The sequence below is a fragment of the Variovorax paradoxus B4 genome, assembly GCF_000463015.1.
Classification (GTDB): Bacteria; Pseudomonadota; Gammaproteobacteria; order Burkholderiales; family Burkholderiaceae_C; genus Variovorax; species Variovorax paradoxus_E.
Genome location: NC_022247.1, coordinates 1,550,340 through 1,565,816, shown reverse-complemented (window position 1 = coordinate 1,565,816; position 15,477 = coordinate 1,550,340). Strand labels below are relative to the sequence as shown.

Here is a 15,477-nt window from a genome sequence, read left to right as displayed (position 1 = left end):
TGAAACGAGGAGGACCCCATGGGCCTGTCAATTGGTGTCGGCATGCTCGCCGATCTGCTCGCAAACGATCCCGAGGGTGCCGAATGGCTCAATGAGGGTTTCGCTGCGGCAAACCGCAAGCTCGCCGAAGCGGGCCTGCCGCCGCACGTCGAGCCTCGCGAGTTGCCACCGATCGAGTCTCGCGCACAGCTCGACGGCCTGCCGTACTCGTTCATCCACCACCTTCGCCGCGCCTACGCGCATCGCGTGAGATCACCCGGGTGGATGGCCGCGCCCTTGCCGGAGGGCACCGACCCCACCGAGGACGCGACGCTCGAAGACGTGGCCAGCGGGTTCGACAGCCACCTGCTCTGCCACTCCGACGCGGAAGGCTTCTACCTGCCCGTCGACTTCGAGGAAGTGCTGTTTGCCGAGGAAGACGAGACCGATTTGCCCGGCGGCATGCTTGGTTCTTCGTACAGACTGCTTGAAGAACTGGTGCTGGTGGCACCTGCACTCGGCATCGCGCTCTCGAACGGTCAACTCTCGGACGCCGAAGCGGCCCGCCTCGGCGCGAGCGGCGAAGACGAGGAAGGTCTGTATCGAGAGATCGAGTCGTGGCTGCTGCTTTATGAGTCGGCCCGACTCAGCATCGCGCACAAGACGGCCATCGTTTTTTGCTGAGCGGCATTGCCGTCTCTCTGAAGCAAGGCGCGGGAGGGCCTGCGTTCTATGCGGGCCTCGCCGCCGCAAGCGCCGCCTCGTACACGGCAAGGTCCGCGTCCGAGAAGCAGCAGAACGCGACCTCCTGCACGCTCGCACCCGCTGCCAGCGCCGATCGGACCGAGACCACCGCGATGGGCGCCGCGAGTTCGATCGGATAGCCGTAGATGCCGGTGCTGATCGACGGAAACGCAAGCGTGCGGACATCGCATTGCCCGGCGATTTCCATCGACTTTCGATAGCACGATGCCAGCAGTTCCGGCTCGCCGTTCGAGCCGCCGCGCCAGACCGGCCCGACGGTGTGAATGACGAATCGGGCCGGCAGCCTATAGCCCTTGGTCAGCTTGGCGTCGCCGGTCTTGCAGCCCGACAGCAGCCGGCACTCGTGCAGGAGCTCGGGCCCGGCCGCGCGGTGGATGGCGCCATCGACGCCGCCTCCGCCGAGCAGCGATGAATTCGCCGCATTGACGATGGCATCGACCTGCAGCGTGGTGATGTCGCCGCGCATGGCACGAAGCGCTTTCCGCATGATTCAGCCCCCTTCAGGGCAGATTAGACGACAGGCGCGCTGAATGCGATCAGCTTGCCCATGTTGCCGACGAAGCTGGCCACCGCGATCTCCTGCGGCTGCTCCTTCTTGACGTAGGGCTCGATCAGGGGCGGGTCTTGCGGATCGCCATGTTTGGGGCGGGCCGGGTGCGTGCCCCGGGCCGGTTGCGCGCACTGGCCGCTCAGACCCGCGCGGCAAACCGCTCCACAGCCTCCGTCGGGCCGGCCACGATCAGGAGGTCGCCGGGTTTGACGACGGTGTTCTCCTTGGCGTAGATGAAATCCTCGTGGCGTCGCTTGATGCCCACCACCGTGACGCCGTGCCGGGTTCGCACTGCCGATCCGGACAGCGGCTTGCCATGGGTTTCGCTCGGTGCCCGCGTCTTGGCAATGGCAAAACCGTCTTCGAACTCGATGAAATCGATCATCTTGCCCGTCACCAGGTGCGCGACGCGCCGCCCCATGTCCGCCTCCGGGTACACCACGTGATGGGCGCCCACCCGCTCGGCGATGCGTCCGTGCTGCTGGCTGTTGGCCTTGGCCCAGATGTCCTTGTTGCCCATCTGGCTCAGGTTCAAGATGGTCAGCACGCTGGCCTCGAGGTTCTGGCCGATGCTGACCACCGCATGCTGGAATTCGTTCACGCCAAGCTGCTTGAGCGACTCCAGGTCCGTGGCGTCGGCCTGCACCACGTGGCCGAGCACGCCGGCATGCGCCTGCACCGCCTCGGCGTCGGTGTCGATGGCCAGCACGTCGTGCCCCAGTTCCGCCAGTGCGCGCGCCACGCCGGAGCCGAACCTGCCCAGGCCGATCACGACCACGCTGTCTGCATTGTTTCTACTACCCAACAATTGGCTTCTCCTCAGGAAAACGGTAGCCGCGCCGTGTGTGGTTCACGGCCATGGCGGCGGCCAGGGTGACGATGCCGACGCGCCCCGCGAACATCAGCAGGACCAGGACGAACTGCCCCGCCGGCGGCAATTCGGCGGTGATGCCGGTCGACAGCCCGACGGTGGCAAATGCGGAAATGACCTCGAACAGCACCTTCTCGTAAGGCAGCGACGTCATGGGCACCAGGGTCAAGGTGGCCAGCACGATGGCGCCCGCGCTGAGCACCAGGATGGCCAGCGCCTGGCGCTGGACGGCGGTGGAAATCCGCCGCCCCTGGAACTCGACGTCCTGGTGCCCGCGGATCTCGTTCCAGACCACCAGCAGCAGCACGAAGAAGGTCGTCACCTTGACGCCGCCGGCGGTCCCGGCGCTGCCGCCGCCGATGAACATCAGCAGGTAGTGCAGGTTCAGCGACTCCACGGTGAGTCCGCCGATGTCGACGGCATTGAAGCCGGCCGTGCGCGCCGAGACCGAGGTGAAGGCCGCCGCAAGCACGCGCGTGGGCCAGTCGAGCGCTCCGAGGGTTGCCTTGTTGCCGGACTCGGCCAGCAGCAGCGCCACCGTGCCCGCGACGATCAGGAAGATCGTGCCCCACAAGGTGAGGACCGTGTGTATCGATCGGACCTGCCGGCGCCGGCGCAGGCCGATGAGCTCGTGCAACACCGGAAAGCCGAGCCCGCCGACCACGATGGCCACCATCAGCGGCCCCAGCACCCAGGCGTCGTGCACGAACCGCACCACGCTGTCGCTCCAGGTGGAAAACCCGGCATTGTTGAAAGCCGACACGGCGTGGAAGACACCCTGCCACAGCGCTTCGCGCCAGTCCATGCCGTAGCCGAGGGCGAAACGGGCGCCAAGCAGCAGCGCAGCAACGGCTTCCACCGCGAAGGTCACGATCAGGACCAGTTTCGCGACGCTCCTGACGTCGCCCAGCCCGAGCGAATGGGTTTCCGCCTGCAGCAGCAATTTCGACCGCAGGCGCATCTGCCGATTGACGAGCAGCCCGAGCAGCGTGGCGGAGGTCATCATGCCGAAGCCCCCGAGCTGGAACAGGCCCAATATGACGGCCTGCCCGAAGCCCGACCAGTAGCTTCCGGTGTCGACCACGGCGAGCCCGGTCACGCACACGGCCGAGGTGGCGGTGAAGAGCGCCGCCAGCCAGGGCGCGCCCTCGCCCGCCGCATGGGACACGGGCAGCATCAGCAGCCCCGTGCCGGTGCCGATGACCGCGAGAAACGCAAGCGCCAGTACGGACGACGGGTGCGTGAGCCTCGTGGTCACGCTTTTCCTAGCGGTAGAACGCTTCGACCCTGCCCTTCAGCTTGATCAGCAGCGGCTTGCCCTTGCGGTCCACCGTCTTGCCCGCGGGCACCTTGATCCAGCCTTCGCTGATGCAGTATTCCTCCACGTCGAGGCGTTCCTTGTCGTTGAAGCGGATGCCGATGTCGTGCTCGAAGACAGCCGCCACGTGGTGGGGGCTGCGCGGGTCGGTGGACAGGTGATCGGGAAGAGGCGGAAGAGAATTGGCTTCGGTCATGACGCGGATGATATGGCCTCTCTCCGAAGCCCCGGCCGGCGCCCCACCCTAGCGCCGCTTCCTCGGCGCCTTCCTGGCCGCAGGTTTGGGCGCAACGCCCAGCGAGGCGCGCGCGAGCGCATCGGCCTCGTGGTTGCGGTGCCGCGGCACCCAGCGCAGGCTCGCCTCCTCGAACGACTCGAGCAAGGCGCGGGCATCTTCGAACAGGCCGGCCATGCGCGCGATCGGCCTGGCGCCGGGCGTGCCGAGTTGCTCGACGAGGATGCTGTTGTCGGTATAGGCCAGCACCGCGGTCGCGCCTCTTGCCTTCAGTTCCTCGAGGGCGAGAGTCAGCGCCCTCAGCTCGGCTTCGTTATTGCAGCCAATGGCATGGCTGGCCAGCGACAGGGTGTGGCGGGTGCCGTCGGGCTCGGTGATGACCGCGCCGGCGCCCATGCGGCCGGGGTTCGGCATCGCGCTGCCGTCGCAGTACACGGTCCAGTGGCGAAGTGGCATCGCTGCGTCGACTCAGCAGTTGTTGCGCTTGATGCCCGCAAGGTTCTGGCAAGGCCGCTGGCCTGGCGGCGGACCTGGGTCCTGCGGTCGGGGAGGCCGTGGTGGACGAACGATCGGACGGCCGCCGTCGTAGTACGGGTCCGGGCCCCAGGTATAGACCGGCGGTTCGGTCACCGGGCGCTGCGGCTCGTCGACGTTGCGCGGAATGATGGCCGGGCCCTGCGGCGCGTTGCTGGTCGGGGGCGGCGGCGGCGGCGGTGTGTACGCCGGCCGGCGCGCTTCTTCGGCCGAAGCGGGTGGGGTCACGGTCAGCGGCTCGGTGATGGGCACCTGGCGCGAAAGCCGGCTGCCGGCGGGGCAAGGGCCGTCGGTATAGACGATGCGCCCGCTCGCATCGGTGCAGCGCACCACGTCGGCCGCCTGCGCGCCCATGGCGGCGGCCGCGCCGAAGAAGAAAACCGGAATGAAGAGAACCGATGTGCGCATCATGCGACCTCCGCCATTGGCAGCCGAAGACGACAGTGTCTCCCCTGCCCTGCATTCTGGCCGGGTTTCTACAATCGAAGGTTGTCCGCTCTTTCCTCCAACCGCATCAGGCCATGACCGTATCGATTGCAATGTTCGCTCTGGTGGCCGGTGCCGGCCTGGCAAAGGGCCGGCCGCGACGCCACCTGGGGCAGCCCCATGCGTGAGCACGACAACCCGCGCCACCAGCCCACGCGCGTGGCGGACCTGCACCGGTTCGACACCGTCATCGACGCGCGCTCGCCCTCCGAGTTCGCGCTCGACCACATTCCCGGCGCCATCAACTGCCCGGTGCTCGACGACGAAGAGCGCCGCATCGTCGGCACCATCTACAAGCAGACCGGCGCCTTCGAGGCGCGGCGCGTCGGCGGCGCCATGGTGGCCGCCAATCTCGCGCGGCACCTGCGCGAACGCTTTGCCGAGCAGCCCGCCAACTGGCGCCCGCTCGTGTATTGCTGGCGCGGGGGGCTGCGCAGCGGCTCGATGGTGACCTGGCTGCGCCTGGTCGGCTGGGACGCGCAGCAGCTCGCCGGCGGCTACAAGAGCTTTCGCCATCATGTGCTGGCGCAGATCGAAGCCACGGTGCCGAAGCTTCGGCTCAAGGTGATCTGCGGCGCCACCGGCAGCGCCAAGACGCGGATCCTGCAGGCGCTGGCCGCGCGCGGCGAACAGGTGCTCGACCTGGAGCACTGCGCGAGCCACAAGGGTTCGCTGCTGGGCGCCCTGCCCGGCGTACCGCAGCCGTCGCAAAAGCAGTTCGAGACGCGCATCGCCACCTGCTTCAGTGCGCTCGACCTGTCGCGCACGCTCTACGTGGAAGGCGAAAGCGCGCGCATCGGCCGGCTCTCGGTGCCCATTCCGCTGGTCGCGCACATGCGCGCCGCCGCCTGCATCGAAGTCCAGGCGGATGCGGCCGCGCGGCTCGACTATCTGCTGCGCGACTACGCCTACCTGGGCGACGACCGCGCCGCGCTCGCTGGCCAGCTCGACAGGCTGAAGGAAATGCAGGGCAAGGCGGTGGTGCAGCGCTGGCAGGAATGGGCGCTGCAGGGCGACCTGCCGCAGCTCTTTGCCGAACTGATGGCGCTTCACTACGATCCGCACTATGAACGCTCGCAGGCGCGCCACTTCGAGAAGTGGCCGCTGCGCCAGCAGGTGGCCGCGCCCGACCTGACGGACGCGGGCATCGAAGCGGTGGCGGAGGCCATCCTTCGGCTGAACGCCGGGGGATAGCGGGCCGATTGACGGCAACAGAAAGGCAGGCTGCATGACACTCGAATGGCGCCATTCGCTCGAAGGCCTCGACTGGGACGAGCTCTCGCGGCTCTACCAGGCCGCGCCGCTCGGCAACAAGCAGCCCGACGGCCTGAAGCTCGTGTTTGGCAACAGCATGTTCAAGTGCCTTGTGTTCGACGAGGGCCGCCTCGTTGGCGCAGGCCGCGCCATGGCCGACGGGCTCGACTGCTCCTACATCTGCGACGTGGCGGTATTCCCCAGCCACCAGGGCACGGGCCTTGGCAAGCAGATCGTCTCGCGGCTGGTGGAACTCTCGCGCGGGCACCGCAAGATCATTCTCTATGCCGTGGTTGGCAAGGAGCCCTTCTACGAGAGGTTCGGCTTCAGGCGCATGAAGACCGCGATGGCGATCTTCGAAAACCAGGCGCAGGCCTTCGAGCGCGGCCTGATCGAATGAGCCATTCCGTCGTCTCCACCGACGAGCATCACTTCGAAAGCCTGCACAAGGCGCTCGACGTCGTGGCGCGCGAACAGAAGTACCTTGCGCTGACGCAGGCGCCGCCATGGGAACAATCGCTGGCCTTCTACCGCAACGTGCTGGCAGCGGGCTTTCCTCATTTCGTGGCGGTCGATGGCAGCGGCAAGGTCGTGGGCTGGTGCGACGTATCGCCGGTCTTCGGCCACTCGAGGGCCCACATCGGCGTGCTTGGCATCGCGTTGCTGCCCGAGGCACGCGGCCACGGACTCGGCGCGCAGCTGCTGCAAGCGGCCATCGGCAAGTCATGGGCGCGCGGACTGACTCGCATCGAGCTTTCCGTTCGCGCAGACAACCCGAAAGCGAAAGCGCTGTACGAGCGATTCGGCTTCGAACACGAAGGCCTCCTGCGCCGCGCCAGCCTGATCGACGGCACCTACCACGACGCCCACGCAATGGCGCTGCTTCGATAAACTGACGCATCCCCTGCCGAATGGAGTTCCCGTGTGCAGAAGCATCAAGACCCTCTACAACTTCGAACCTCCCGCCACCGAGCAGGAGATCCGCGCCGCCTCGCTGCAGTTCGTGCGCAAGCTCAGCGGCTTCAGCGTGCCGTCCAAGGCCAACCAGGAAGCCTTTGAGCGCGCGGTCGACGAAGTGGCCGCCAGCGCGGCCCGGCTGATCGGCTCGCTGGTCACCACTGCCGAGCCGCGCGACCGCGCCATCGAGGCCGAACGCGCGAAGGCCAGGTCGGCCGCACGCTTCGGTACCTGAACCCCATCACGACAACATCATTGGAGAGAACCAACCCATGCCGATCGAACTCTGGCTTGCCTTCGTCGCCGCATCGTCCGTGCTGCTGATCATTCCGGGGCCGACCATCCTCACGGTGATCAGCTATTCCATGTCGCACGGCCGGCGCGCGAACGTGCCGCTGGTGGCCGCGGTGGCGCTCGGCGATTCCACCGCGCTGGTGGTTTCGCTGCTCGGCCTCGGCGCGCTGCTGGCCGCATCGGCATTCTGGTTCACGGTGGTGAAGTGGGTGGGCGGGCTGTATCTGCTTTACCTCGGCATCAAGCTCCTGCGCGCGGGCATCGGCGGCACCGAAATCGCGGCGCCTGCCGCGCCCGATTCGCGCTGGAGGCTGTTCGCCAACACCTACCTGGTGACGGCGCTCAACCCCAAGGGCATCGTGTTCTTCGTGGCCTTCCTGCCGCAGTTCCTGAGCCCCGCGGCCGACATGACGCGCCAGCTGTGGGTGCTGGGGGTCACCTTCGTGGCCATGGCAGCGCTCAATGCCACGCTCTACGCCGTGTTCGCGGGATCGGCCCGCAAGCTGCTTTCCTCGCCGCGCGCGCAGCGGCGCTTCAATCTTGCGGGCGGCTCGCTGCTGAGCGCGGCGGGCGCGTGGGCACTGCTCGCGCGCCGGCCCGCCTGAGGCGCGCTCCGGCCAGGGTCAACGGTACGGGTTGTTCGGGTTGCGGTCGTAGCGGTTCGGCACGCCGTCGCCATCGCGGTCCCGGTCGTAGCGGTTGGGCACACCGTCGCGGTCGCGGTCGCGGTCGCGATCTCCGTAGCCATAGTGCGGGCGCGGCGCCGGACGGTCATAAGGTGCAACGACGCAGCCGGCCAGAGCGGCCGATGCGGCAAGCAGAATGGCCAATGTCTTCATCATCATTTGATCTCTCCTTGGAGTTCTGGAAAAGACGGCTTGCCTCCGCAAGCCGGCATCTGCATTGAAGGCCACCTCCGTCTCGGCTGCGTATCCGCCATGAGGCCGGGGTGTGAAGTTCGTTACCGGATGTGGAACGTGCTGCAAACTTTGCAGCCAAGTCCTTCCCGTCGCAGGCGGCGGCGCGCCCGTCTGCAAGTAGGTGCAATTCCCGTGGCCGCTTCGCCGAGAATGGCGCCGCCACGCCGCCGATTTCGGCCCCTGCCATCACGACTTCCATGCACCGCCTGCCCTTCTCCGCCAGCCGCAGTTGCCTTGCCGCAACGCTGACGGCCATCGCCTGTGCACAGCCGGCACCTGCGCTGGCCGGTGCCGTGAGCTTCGAGGAGGTGAAGCGAGAGTTCCGTTCTTCCGACACCGCCGTGCTCGACCGCAACGGCGAGCTGCTGCAACGCGTGCGCACCGATGCCAGCGTGCGGCGCGGCCAGTGGATGGCGCTGGCCGATGTCTCACCCGCGCTGCGCATGGCCATGGTGCTGAGCGAAGACCGGCGCTTCTACGAACACAGCGGCATCGACTGGCGCGCGGTGTCGTCCGCCGCATGGGGCAACCTGTGGAACACCCGCACCCGCGGCGCATCGACCATCACGATGCAGCTCTCGGGCCTGCTCGACGAAGACCTGCGCCGCGCCAACAGCGGCCGCACCTTCACGCAGAAGATCGGCCAGACCGTGGCGGCCACGCAGCTGGAGCGCAGCTGGCGCAAGGACCAGATCCTGGAGGCCTACCTCAACACCGTGCCCTTCCGCGGCGAGATCGTGGGCATCGACGCGCTCTCGCGCACCCTGTTCGGCAAGGCGCCGAGCGGCCTCGACGCGCGCGAGGCCAGCGTGGCCGCCGCGCTGGTGCGCGCGCCCAACGCCAAGCCCGCGCTGGTGGCACAGCGCGCATGCGAAGTCATGCGCGCGATGGAACCGGGACAGAAGATCGATTGCGATGCGCTCGACATGTTCACGAGCGCCGCGGTGCAGCGACGGGCGTTCGACGCGAACGAAGGCATTGCGCCGCATGCGGCGCGGCGTGTGCTCAGAGACCTGCGCGAGGCCGGCGACAAGGAGGCCGCCGTGCGGACCACGCTGCGCGCGCCGCTGCAGCGCTTTGCGCTGGCCACGCTGCAGCGCCACCTGAAGGAGCTGCGCGGCCGCCACGTGGAAGCGGCGCGCTCGTGGTGCTCGACAACGCGAGCGGCGAGGTGCTCGCCTGGGTCGGTTCGTCGGGCCCGCTGAGCCAGGCCGCCGAGGTCGATGCGGTCACCGCGCTGCGCCAGCCCGGTTCCACGCTCAAGCCGCTGCTCTACGCGCAGGCCATCGCCGAGCGGCGGCTCACGGCGGCCTCTCTGATCGACGATTCGTCGGCGCAGATCAGCACCGCGAGCGGACTCTACATTCCGCAGAACTACGACCGCCAGTTCAAGGGTCCGGTGTCGGCTCGCACCGCGCTCGCCGCCTCGCTCAACGTGCCGGCCGTGCGCACGCTGGTGATGGTGTCGCCCGAATCCTTCGCGCGCCAATTGCGCGCGGCCGGCCTGCCGCTGCGCGAAAGCGGCGACTACTACGGCTACAGCCTTGCGCTCGGCAGCGCCGAGGTGTCGCTGCTGTCGCTCGCCAACGCCTATCGCACGCTGGCCAACGGCGGGCGCTACGGGCTGCCCACGCTGACTGCGCGGGCGCCGGCGCAGGCTTCGACCGCGAAGGCCAGGGCCGGCGACAACGCCGCCGCGCCCATCCTCGATCCGCGCGCGGCCTTCATCGTCGGCGACATCCTGTCCGACGCGAACGCACGCACGCGCACCTTCGGGCTCGACAGCATTCTTTCCACGCGCTTCTGGACCGCGGTGAAGACCGGCACCAGCAAGGACATGCGCGACAACTGGGCCGTGGGCTGGTCGCAGCGCTACACGGTCGGCGTGTGGGTCGGCAACGCGAGCGGGGCATCGATGTGGGACGTGAGCGGCACCAGCGGTGCGGCGCCGGTGTGGGCCGAGGTGATGCGCTTCCTGCACGCGCGCGAACCCAGCCGCGCGCCCAGGCCGCCGGCCGGGCTGGTCGAGGCCAGCGTGGCGTTCGGTCCCGGCGCCGACGGCAATCCGCTCGAAGCGGCGCGCAGCGAATGGTTCCTGCAGGGCACGGAGCAGCCGCTCTTCGCGCTCGACAACACCGGCGCCGGTACATCTGCGGACGCCGCAGCCGCGCGCATCACCGCGCCGGCCGACGGCACTATCATCGCGCTGGACCCCGACATTCCGCCGCTGCACCAGCGCGTGCGCTTCGAGGCCGAAGGCCGCGGCGTGCAATGGCGCATCGACGGCAAGCACTTTGCGCGCGGCAACAGCGCGCAATGGCTGCCCTGGCCCGGCCGCCACGTGATCGAACTCGTCGACGCCACCGGCAAGGTGATCGACCAGCGCAAGCTCGAAGTGCGCGGCGCGGGCGTGGTCGCGAAAAGCGCGCGCCGATGAACGCGGCTGCCGGCGGCTGCGCCGGCCGGCAAGCCCCCCAATCCCCCTGCCTTCGACTGCGGCATTGAAGTCGAGCGAGAATTCATCCAATGATTCAATGAATTAGTTCTTTCTTATTCATATGCTCCTCCAAGCCCCCCGAACCTCCCTGGCCGACAGTGCCGCCAACAGCATCCGTGCCGAAATCGCGGCTGGCCGCTGGGCCGTGGGATCGCGCATTCCCATCGAGCCCCAGCTCGCGCAGTTGCTGGGCGTGAGCCGCGGCACGGTGCGCGAAGCCGTGAAGACGCTGGTTTCGCGCGGCCTGCTCGAAGTCCGGCAGGGATCGGGCACCTATGTGCGCTCGGGCTTCGATCCCTCGGCCAGCCTGCAGAAGATGCGACGCGCAAGCCTGCGCGACCAGTTCGAGGTGCGCCGCGCGCTCGAGGTCGAGGCCGCGCGGCTGGCCGCCGTGCGCCACACCGCCAAGGACCTGCGCAACCTGAAAGCCCTGCTCGAGAAACGCGGCGTGCCCGACGCGAGCGACGGCGGCGCGAGCTTCATCGAACGCGACCTGGCCTTTCACCTGGCCATCGTCGACATCTCGGGCAACCTGGCGCTGGCGGAGACCTGCCGCTTCATCGCCGGCTACATCAAGGAAACCATCGCGAGCACGATGGACACCAGCCTGCCGGAACCCGACACGGCCGCGCACACGGCCATCATGGAGGCCATTGCAAGCCGCGACCCCGACCGTGCCGCGGAGGCCGTGCGCGCCTTCATGTCGCCCATGATCGATGCGCTGGCGCAAGACGCAGAGCTTGTCCGATGAGCGCGGTGGCGTTCCGGGCGGCCCGCGCCGCCGACGAGCTGCTGATCGACGCCGAGGCCGACAGCACGCCCGCGCCTCGCCCCACGCCTGCAGGCAACCTGGGCCGCCGTGTCCTGCTGGGCGCCAGCGTGGTGCTGATTGCCTTCAACCTGCGGCCGGTGTTCGCCAGCCTGTCGGTGGTGCTGCCGGAGATCATCGCGGCCACCGGACTCTCGGCCACCGCTGCGAGCCTGCTGACCACGCTGCCCATCGCCTGCCTCGGCGTGTTCGCGCCGCTGGCACCGGGCCTGGGTCGGCGCTTCGGCACCGAGCGCACGCTGCTTGCCTGCATGGTGCTCATCCTGCTGGGCACGCTGCTGCGCGGCACCGGCAGCATCCCGCTGCTGTTCGTGGCCTCGGCCATCGCGGGCAGCGGCATCGCGGTGTCGAACGTGCTGCTCTCGGGCCTCGTGAAGCGCGACTTCGCCAAACAGGCGGCGCTGATGATGGGTCTCTACACCATGGCGGTGTGCGGTGGCGCGGCCAGCGCGGCGGGCCTCACGGTGCCGCTCGAGCATGCGCTGGGCGGCGGCTGGACCTATGCGCTTGCGATGTGGGCGGTGCCTGCCCTGCTGGTCACGCTGATCTGGGCGCCGCAGGCCCTGCCCCTGAAGCCGGTGGCCAGCGAATCGGGCTTTGCCGTGCGCGGGCTGTGGCGCGACCGGCTGGCCTGGCAGGTCACTTTCTTCATGGGCCTGCAATCGGCGCTGGCCTACACCGTGATGGGCTGGCTCGCGCCCATCCTGCGCGAACGCGGGCTCGGCGGCGAAACCGCCGGCTACGTGGTGTCGCTGGCGGTCATGACGCAGGTGGTGACCTGCCTCGTCGTTCCCGCGGTGGCGGTGAGGCTGCGCAACCAGCGCGGGCTGGCGGTGGTGCTGGCCGTCGTCACCGTGGCTGCCATGCTGGCGATGCTGTTCGCGCCGCTCGGCGGCGTGTGGCTGTGGGCCGTGCTGCTGGGCATTGCGCAGGGCGGCACCTTTGCCCTGGCGCTCACGTTCATGGTTCTGCGCTCGCCCGATTCGCACGTGGCGGCGCACCTCTCCGGCATGGCGCAGGGCGTGGGCTACGTCGTGGCCGCATGCGGGCCGCTGGTGGCCGGCCTGCTGCACGGCTGGACCGGCAGCTTCCGCGCGTCCTCATGGCTGTTCATCGGGCTGGGCATTGCGCTGGTGATGGCGGGCCTTGGCGCGGGGCGCACGATGCACGTGGGCGCGGTGACGGTCCCCCGGCGCTGAGGGAACCCGCCTCGCTTCGTGCCTGCTACTGCAGGTAGCTCTCGGCCAGCAGCGCCCAGTAGGCTGCGCCGATCGGCAGGTTGCTGTCGTTGAAGTCGTAGCATGGGTTGTGCACCATGCAGCCGCCGTGCTCGCCGGGCGCGCCGTTGCCGATGAACAGGTAGCAGCCGGGCTTCTTCTCGAGCATGAACGCGAAGTCTTCGCTGCCGGTCACGGCCGGGCCTTGCGGCTCGACGTGCGCGGCGCCCACCAGTTCATAGCCGATGCGGCGCGCGAACTCTGTTTCTTCGGGCGTGTTCACCAGCACGGCGTAGCCCTTGCGGTAGTCGATGTGCGCCTTCACGCCAAAGCTCTCGGCCTGCGCCGTGACGATGGCCTTCAGGCGCTTTTCGAGCAGCTCGCGCACCTCGCGGTCGAGCGAGCGCACGCTGATCTCCAGCACCGCGGTCTCGGGGATCACGTTGTTGGCTTTGCCCGAGTGGATGGCGCCCACGGTGACGATCGACATCTCTTGCGGATCGGCGTTGCGCGAGACGATGGTCTGCAGCGCCATCACGATGCTGGACGCGGCGACGATCGGATCGGCCGTGCGGTGCGGCATGGCGCCGTGGCCGCCCACGCCGGTGAGCGTCACGGTGGCGTAGTCCGACGAGGCCATGGCCGCGCCTTCGCGGAACATCAGGTCGCCCTGGCGGCGGCCCGGCGAGTTGTGCATGGCGTAGACCGCATCGCACGGATATTTTTCGAACAGCCCGTCTTCCATCATCTTCACGGCGCCGCCCATGCCCTCTTCGGCCGGCTGGAAGATGAGGTTCAGCGTGCCCGAGAACTCGCCGTGCTGCGCCAGGTACTTGGCGGCGCCGAGCAGCATCGCGGTGTGCCCGTCATGGCCGCAGGCGTGCATGATCCCGGGCCGGCCGCTGCGGTACGCAAGGCCTGTTTTCTCCTCGATGGGCAGCGCGTCCATGTCGGCGCGGATGCCGATGGCGCGTGTTCCGCTGCCGCGCCTGAGCCGCCCCACGAGGCCGGTCACGCCAAGGCCGCGCTCCACCTCGTAGCCCCAGGCGGCCAGGCGCTCGGCCACCAGGTCGCTGGTGCCGAATTCCTCGAAGCCGAGTTCGGGGTTCTGGTGGATCTGCTGGCGCACCGTGACGAATTCGCCGGCGTGCCTTCTCATGTACTCGAGGTAGTGCTGGGCGCTTTGCGGCATCGTGGTCTCGTGTTCCGGATGGATGAATGAGGATCAGGAGGAATCGGTTCGCTCAGGGCTGCAGCGCCATGGTGGCAGGCAGCCGGGTCCATGGCAGGTCGGCCGGGTCGGCGGCCATCGGACCGGGCGCCTTGGCCACGAGGATGTGGCTCGCAATGGGCGCGAAATCGGCGCGAAAGTGCACCGAACTCTTGTTGACCAGCACCTTCATGGCCTCGGGCTCGATGCCCAGGTAGCGGAAGAACTCGCGGTCGAGCATCTGGCTCTTTCCGCTGGCCACGGCAATGCGCACGCCGTCGATCTCCAGGCAGGCGCTCGGGCCGAGCGACACCACGCCGCCGCGCGACATCGGCCCCTTGCCGTGCACCTGCCCGTCGCTGAGCGCGCGCACGGTGAAGAGGCCTTGCACGGGCGCATCGCTGAACCGGCCGCCCCATGTCGGCACCGAGGTGCCGAGCGCGATGCGGATCTGCGCGCCCACGCCGGCCTCGTGCGCCGCCGCGGCCGCTGCGGGATCGAACATCAGCCCCAGCGCGACCTGCCCCGGGTAGCGCTTGCCCGCGCCTTCGGTCAGCAGCGCATGCAGCATGCCGGTGGTGTTGCTGTCGGCGCCCGCGCCGGGGTTGTCCTGCGTGTCCGCGATGACCACCGGCTTGCTCGCGTCCGCTGCCAGCGCCATGGCTTGCGCTACCGCCTCGCGCGGCTCCAGCACGTCGAGCCGCCATTGCGAGCGCGGCCGGTCGATGCGCTCGTACAGCGTGGTCACCGCCGCGCCGGCGTCGTCGCCATAGCCCCACACGACCGGGCCGCACTCGGCGATGTCGGCGGCCGGGAAGCCGGTGGCAAAGCTCAACACCGCATCGTGCTTCGCGTCGAGTTCCCCGAGCAGCCGGTACACCGACGCGGCCGGCTCGATCATGGTCGACTGCACGTTGAGCGGCAGCAGGAAGCCGAGCCGCCGCGCATGCAGCGGCTCGCGCGAGCCGCGTGCGATGCGGCGCGCCAGCAGCTTTGCGGCGAGCCGGCCCGTGTCGGCCATGTCGACGTGCGGATAGGTGCGGTACGTGGCCAGCGCATCGGCCTCGGCCAGCATCCGGCCCGTGATGTTGCCGTGCAGGTCCAGGCTCGCGACGATCGGCACGTCCGGCCCCACGAGCACACGGATGCGCGCGATCAGTTCGCCTTCGGGGTCTTCGAGGTGCTCGGTCACGGCCGCGCCGTGCAGGTCGAGATAGACCGCGTCGATGCCGCCGTCGGCCAATGCGGTGGCCAGGTCTTCGGTGATGGCGGCCGAGATGCGCTCGAACGCATCCTCCGTCACATGGGCCGAGGGCGTGGCGCCGGCCCAGGCCGAAGGCACCAGCGACCAGCCTTTTTCGCGCGCGGCGTCGATGAAGCCGCCGACGGGAATGTTCCTGCCCGCGTAGGCCTCGACGATCGCGGCGCCGCGCCGGTACGGCGGGAAGCTCGAACCCGCGTTGAACGCGGCCCAGTCCGCCTTGCTCGGCGCGAAGGTGTTGGTTTCGTGCTGGAAACCGGCGATGAAGACTTTCATGGAATCCTTTTTTCTTGATCGTGG

General features: G+C 68.7%; 17 protein-coding genes and 1 pseudogene. 9 read left to right on the top strand and 9 right to left on the bottom strand.

From position 1 onward, the window contains the following. The first annotated feature begins 18 nt into the window (after nt 1-18). Nucleotides 19-663, top strand: a complete 645-nt coding sequence (locus VAPA_RS07125) for a hypothetical protein (RefSeq protein WP_021006093.1) — start codon at nt 19-21, stop codon at nt 661-663. A 46-nt stretch (nt 664-709) separates the two neighbouring features. On the opposite strand, the gene VAPA_RS07120 is transcribed toward VAPA_RS07125, so the two are convergent. The 6 genes from VAPA_RS07120 to VAPA_RS07095 form a co-directional block, all read right to left on the bottom strand. After that, complete coding sequence (locus VAPA_RS07120; RefSeq protein ID WP_021006092.1) at nt 710-1,231, bottom strand: O-acetyl-ADP-ribose deacetylase; 522 nt, start codon at nt 1,229-1,231, stop codon at nt 710-712. A gap of 202 nt (nt 1,232-1,433) precedes the next feature. After that, the gene (locus VAPA_RS07115) at nt 1,434-2,102 is read right to left on the bottom strand and encodes a potassium channel family protein (protein WP_021006090.1); all 669 of its coding nucleotides are present in this window, start codon (nt 2,100-2,102) and stop codon (nt 1,434-1,436) included. After that, nucleotides 2,092-3,423 (bottom strand): TrkH family potassium uptake protein, encoded by a 1,332-nt coding sequence (locus tag VAPA_RS07110; protein WP_021006089.1) that lies wholly within the window; start codon nt 3,421-3,423, stop codon nt 2,092-2,094. Before VAPA_RS07110 ends, VAPA_RS07115 begins: the two co-directional genes overlap by 11 nt. A gap of 7 nt (nt 3,424-3,430) precedes the next feature. Beyond that, nucleotides 3,431-3,679 (bottom strand): DUF3297 family protein, encoded by a 249-nt coding sequence (locus VAPA_RS07105; protein ID WP_021006088.1) that lies wholly within the window; start codon nt 3,677-3,679, stop codon nt 3,431-3,433. 48 nt (nt 3,680-3,727) lie between these two features. Then, entirely contained in the window at nt 3,728-4,174 is a 447-nt protein-coding gene (locus VAPA_RS07100; RefSeq protein ID WP_021006087.1) for a ribonuclease HI family protein, read from the bottom strand. 12 nt (nt 4,175-4,186) lie between these two features. Continuing rightward, entirely contained in the window at nt 4,187-4,663 is a 477-nt protein-coding gene (locus VAPA_RS07095; protein ID WP_041946033.1) for a DUF4124 domain-containing protein, read from the bottom strand. A 195-nt stretch (nt 4,664-4,858) separates the two neighbouring features. Between VAPA_RS07095 and mnmH the strand changes: the two genes are divergently transcribed. From mnmH to VAPA_RS07070, 5 genes are read left to right on the top strand one after another with little or no spacing between them, the layout of a single operon-like run. Next, complete coding sequence (gene mnmH, locus VAPA_RS07090) at nt 4,859-5,932, top strand: tRNA 2-selenouridine(34) synthase MnmH (protein WP_021006085.1); 1,074 nt, start codon at nt 4,859-4,861, stop codon at nt 5,930-5,932. 34 nt (nt 5,933-5,966) lie between these two features. Further along, nucleotides 5,967-6,392, top strand: a complete 426-nt coding sequence (locus tag VAPA_RS07085) for a GNAT family N-acetyltransferase (protein WP_021006084.1) — start codon at nt 5,967-5,969, stop codon at nt 6,390-6,392. Then, complete coding sequence (locus tag VAPA_RS07080; protein WP_021006083.1) at nt 6,389-6,883, top strand: GNAT family N-acetyltransferase; 495 nt, start codon at nt 6,389-6,391, stop codon at nt 6,881-6,883. Before VAPA_RS07085 ends, VAPA_RS07080 begins: the two co-directional genes overlap by 4 nt. Before the next feature lie 31 nt (nt 6,884-6,914). Continuing rightward, on the top strand, nt 6,915-7,184 hold the full coding sequence (locus tag VAPA_RS07075) for a DUF2277 domain-containing protein (RefSeq protein WP_021006082.1): 270 nt from the start codon (nt 6,915-6,917) through the stop codon (nt 7,182-7,184). Between the two features lie 37 nt (nt 7,185-7,221). Next, complete coding sequence (locus VAPA_RS07070) at nt 7,222-7,848, top strand: LysE family translocator (RefSeq protein ID WP_021006081.1); 627 nt, start codon at nt 7,222-7,224, stop codon at nt 7,846-7,848. 18 nt (nt 7,849-7,866) lie between these two features. On the opposite strand, the gene VAPA_RS07065 is transcribed toward VAPA_RS07070, so the two are convergent. Next, nucleotides 7,867-8,085 (bottom strand): hypothetical protein, encoded by a 219-nt coding sequence (locus VAPA_RS07065; protein WP_196232564.1) that lies wholly within the window; start codon nt 8,083-8,085, stop codon nt 7,867-7,869. Nucleotides 8,086-8,360: 275 nt separating this feature from the next. Between VAPA_RS07065 and pbpC the strand changes: the two are divergent. The 3 genes and pseudogenes from pbpC (at nt 8,361) to VAPA_RS07050 (ending at nt 12,688) form a co-directional block, all read left to right on the top strand. Then, a pseudogene (pbpC, locus tag VAPA_RS07060) lies at nt 8,361-10,600 on the top strand (penicillin-binding protein 1C). A gap of 121 nt (nt 10,601-10,721) precedes the next feature. Next, nucleotides 10,722-11,411: a FadR/GntR family transcriptional regulator gene (locus tag VAPA_RS07055; RefSeq protein ID WP_021006079.1), complete on the top strand. Its 690-nt coding sequence runs from the start codon at nt 10,722-10,724 to the stop codon at nt 11,409-11,411. Continuing rightward, nucleotides 11,408-12,688 carry a CynX/NimT family MFS transporter gene (locus VAPA_RS07050; RefSeq protein WP_021006078.1) on the top strand — a complete coding sequence of 427 codons (1,281 nt, stop codon included), beginning with the start codon at nt 11,408-11,410 and terminating at the stop codon, nt 12,686-12,688. The genes VAPA_RS07055 and VAPA_RS07050 overlap by 4 nt, the downstream gene beginning before the upstream one ends. A gap of 25 nt (nt 12,689-12,713) precedes the next feature. On the opposite strand, the gene VAPA_RS07045 is transcribed toward VAPA_RS07050, so the two are convergent. Together VAPA_RS07045 and VAPA_RS07040 are read right to left on the bottom strand one after the other, a co-directional pair. Beyond that, complete coding sequence (locus VAPA_RS07045; RefSeq protein WP_021006077.1) at nt 12,714-13,898, bottom strand: M20 aminoacylase family protein; 1,185 nt, start codon at nt 13,896-13,898, stop codon at nt 12,714-12,716. A 52-nt stretch (nt 13,899-13,950) separates the two neighbouring features. Next, entirely contained in the window at nt 13,951-15,453 is a 1,503-nt protein-coding gene (locus VAPA_RS07040) for a M81 family metallopeptidase (protein ID WP_021006076.1), read from the bottom strand. Nucleotides 15,454-15,477: the final 24 nt, after the last annotated feature.

Excerpts from the sequence above, each read along its gene's own strand:
- VAPA_RS07070 (WP_021006081.1), top strand. The coding sequence starts at position 7,222 with ATGCCGATCGAACTCTGGCTTGCCTTCGTCGCCGCATCGTCCGTGCTG.
- VAPA_RS07045 (WP_021006077.1), bottom strand. The coding sequence starts at position 13,898 with ATGCCGCAAAGCGCCCAGCACTACCTCGAGTACATGAGAAGGCACGCC.
- VAPA_RS07040 (WP_021006076.1), bottom strand. The coding sequence starts at position 15,453 with ATGAAAGTCTTCATCGCCGGTTTCCAGCACGAAACCAACACCTTCGCG.
- VAPA_RS07080 (WP_021006083.1), top strand. The coding sequence starts at position 6,389 with ATGAGCCATTCCGTCGTCTCCACCGACGAGCATCACTTCGAAAGCCTG.
- VAPA_RS07100 (WP_021006087.1), bottom strand. The coding sequence starts at position 4,174 with ATGCCACTTCGCCACTGGACCGTGTACTGCGACGGCAGCGCGATGCCG.
- VAPA_RS07065 (WP_196232564.1), bottom strand. The coding sequence starts at position 8,085 with ATGATGAAGACATTGGCCATTCTGCTTGCCGCATCGGCCGCTCTGGCC.
- mnmH (WP_021006085.1), top strand. The coding sequence starts at position 4,859 with ATGCGTGAGCACGACAACCCGCGCCACCAGCCCACGCGCGTGGCGGAC.
- VAPA_RS07105 (WP_021006088.1), bottom strand. The coding sequence starts at position 3,679 with ATGACCGAAGCCAATTCTCTTCCGCCTCTTCCCGATCACCTGTCCACC.
- VAPA_RS07055 (WP_021006079.1), top strand. The coding sequence starts at position 10,722 with ATGCTCCTCCAAGCCCCCCGAACCTCCCTGGCCGACAGTGCCGCCAAC.
- VAPA_RS07050 (WP_021006078.1), top strand. The coding sequence starts at position 11,408 with ATGAGCGCGGTGGCGTTCCGGGCGGCCCGCGCCGCCGACGAGCTGCTG.
- VAPA_RS07120 (WP_021006092.1), bottom strand. The coding sequence starts at position 1,231 with ATGCGGAAAGCGCTTCGTGCCATGCGCGGCGACATCACCACGCTGCAG.
- VAPA_RS07095 (WP_041946033.1), bottom strand. The coding sequence starts at position 4,663 with ATGATGCGCACATCGGTTCTCTTCATTCCGGTTTTCTTCTTCGGCGCG.
- VAPA_RS07125 (WP_021006093.1), top strand. The coding sequence starts at position 19 with ATGGGCCTGTCAATTGGTGTCGGCATGCTCGCCGATCTGCTCGCAAAC.
- VAPA_RS07085 (WP_021006084.1), top strand. The coding sequence starts at position 5,967 with ATGACACTCGAATGGCGCCATTCGCTCGAAGGCCTCGACTGGGACGAG.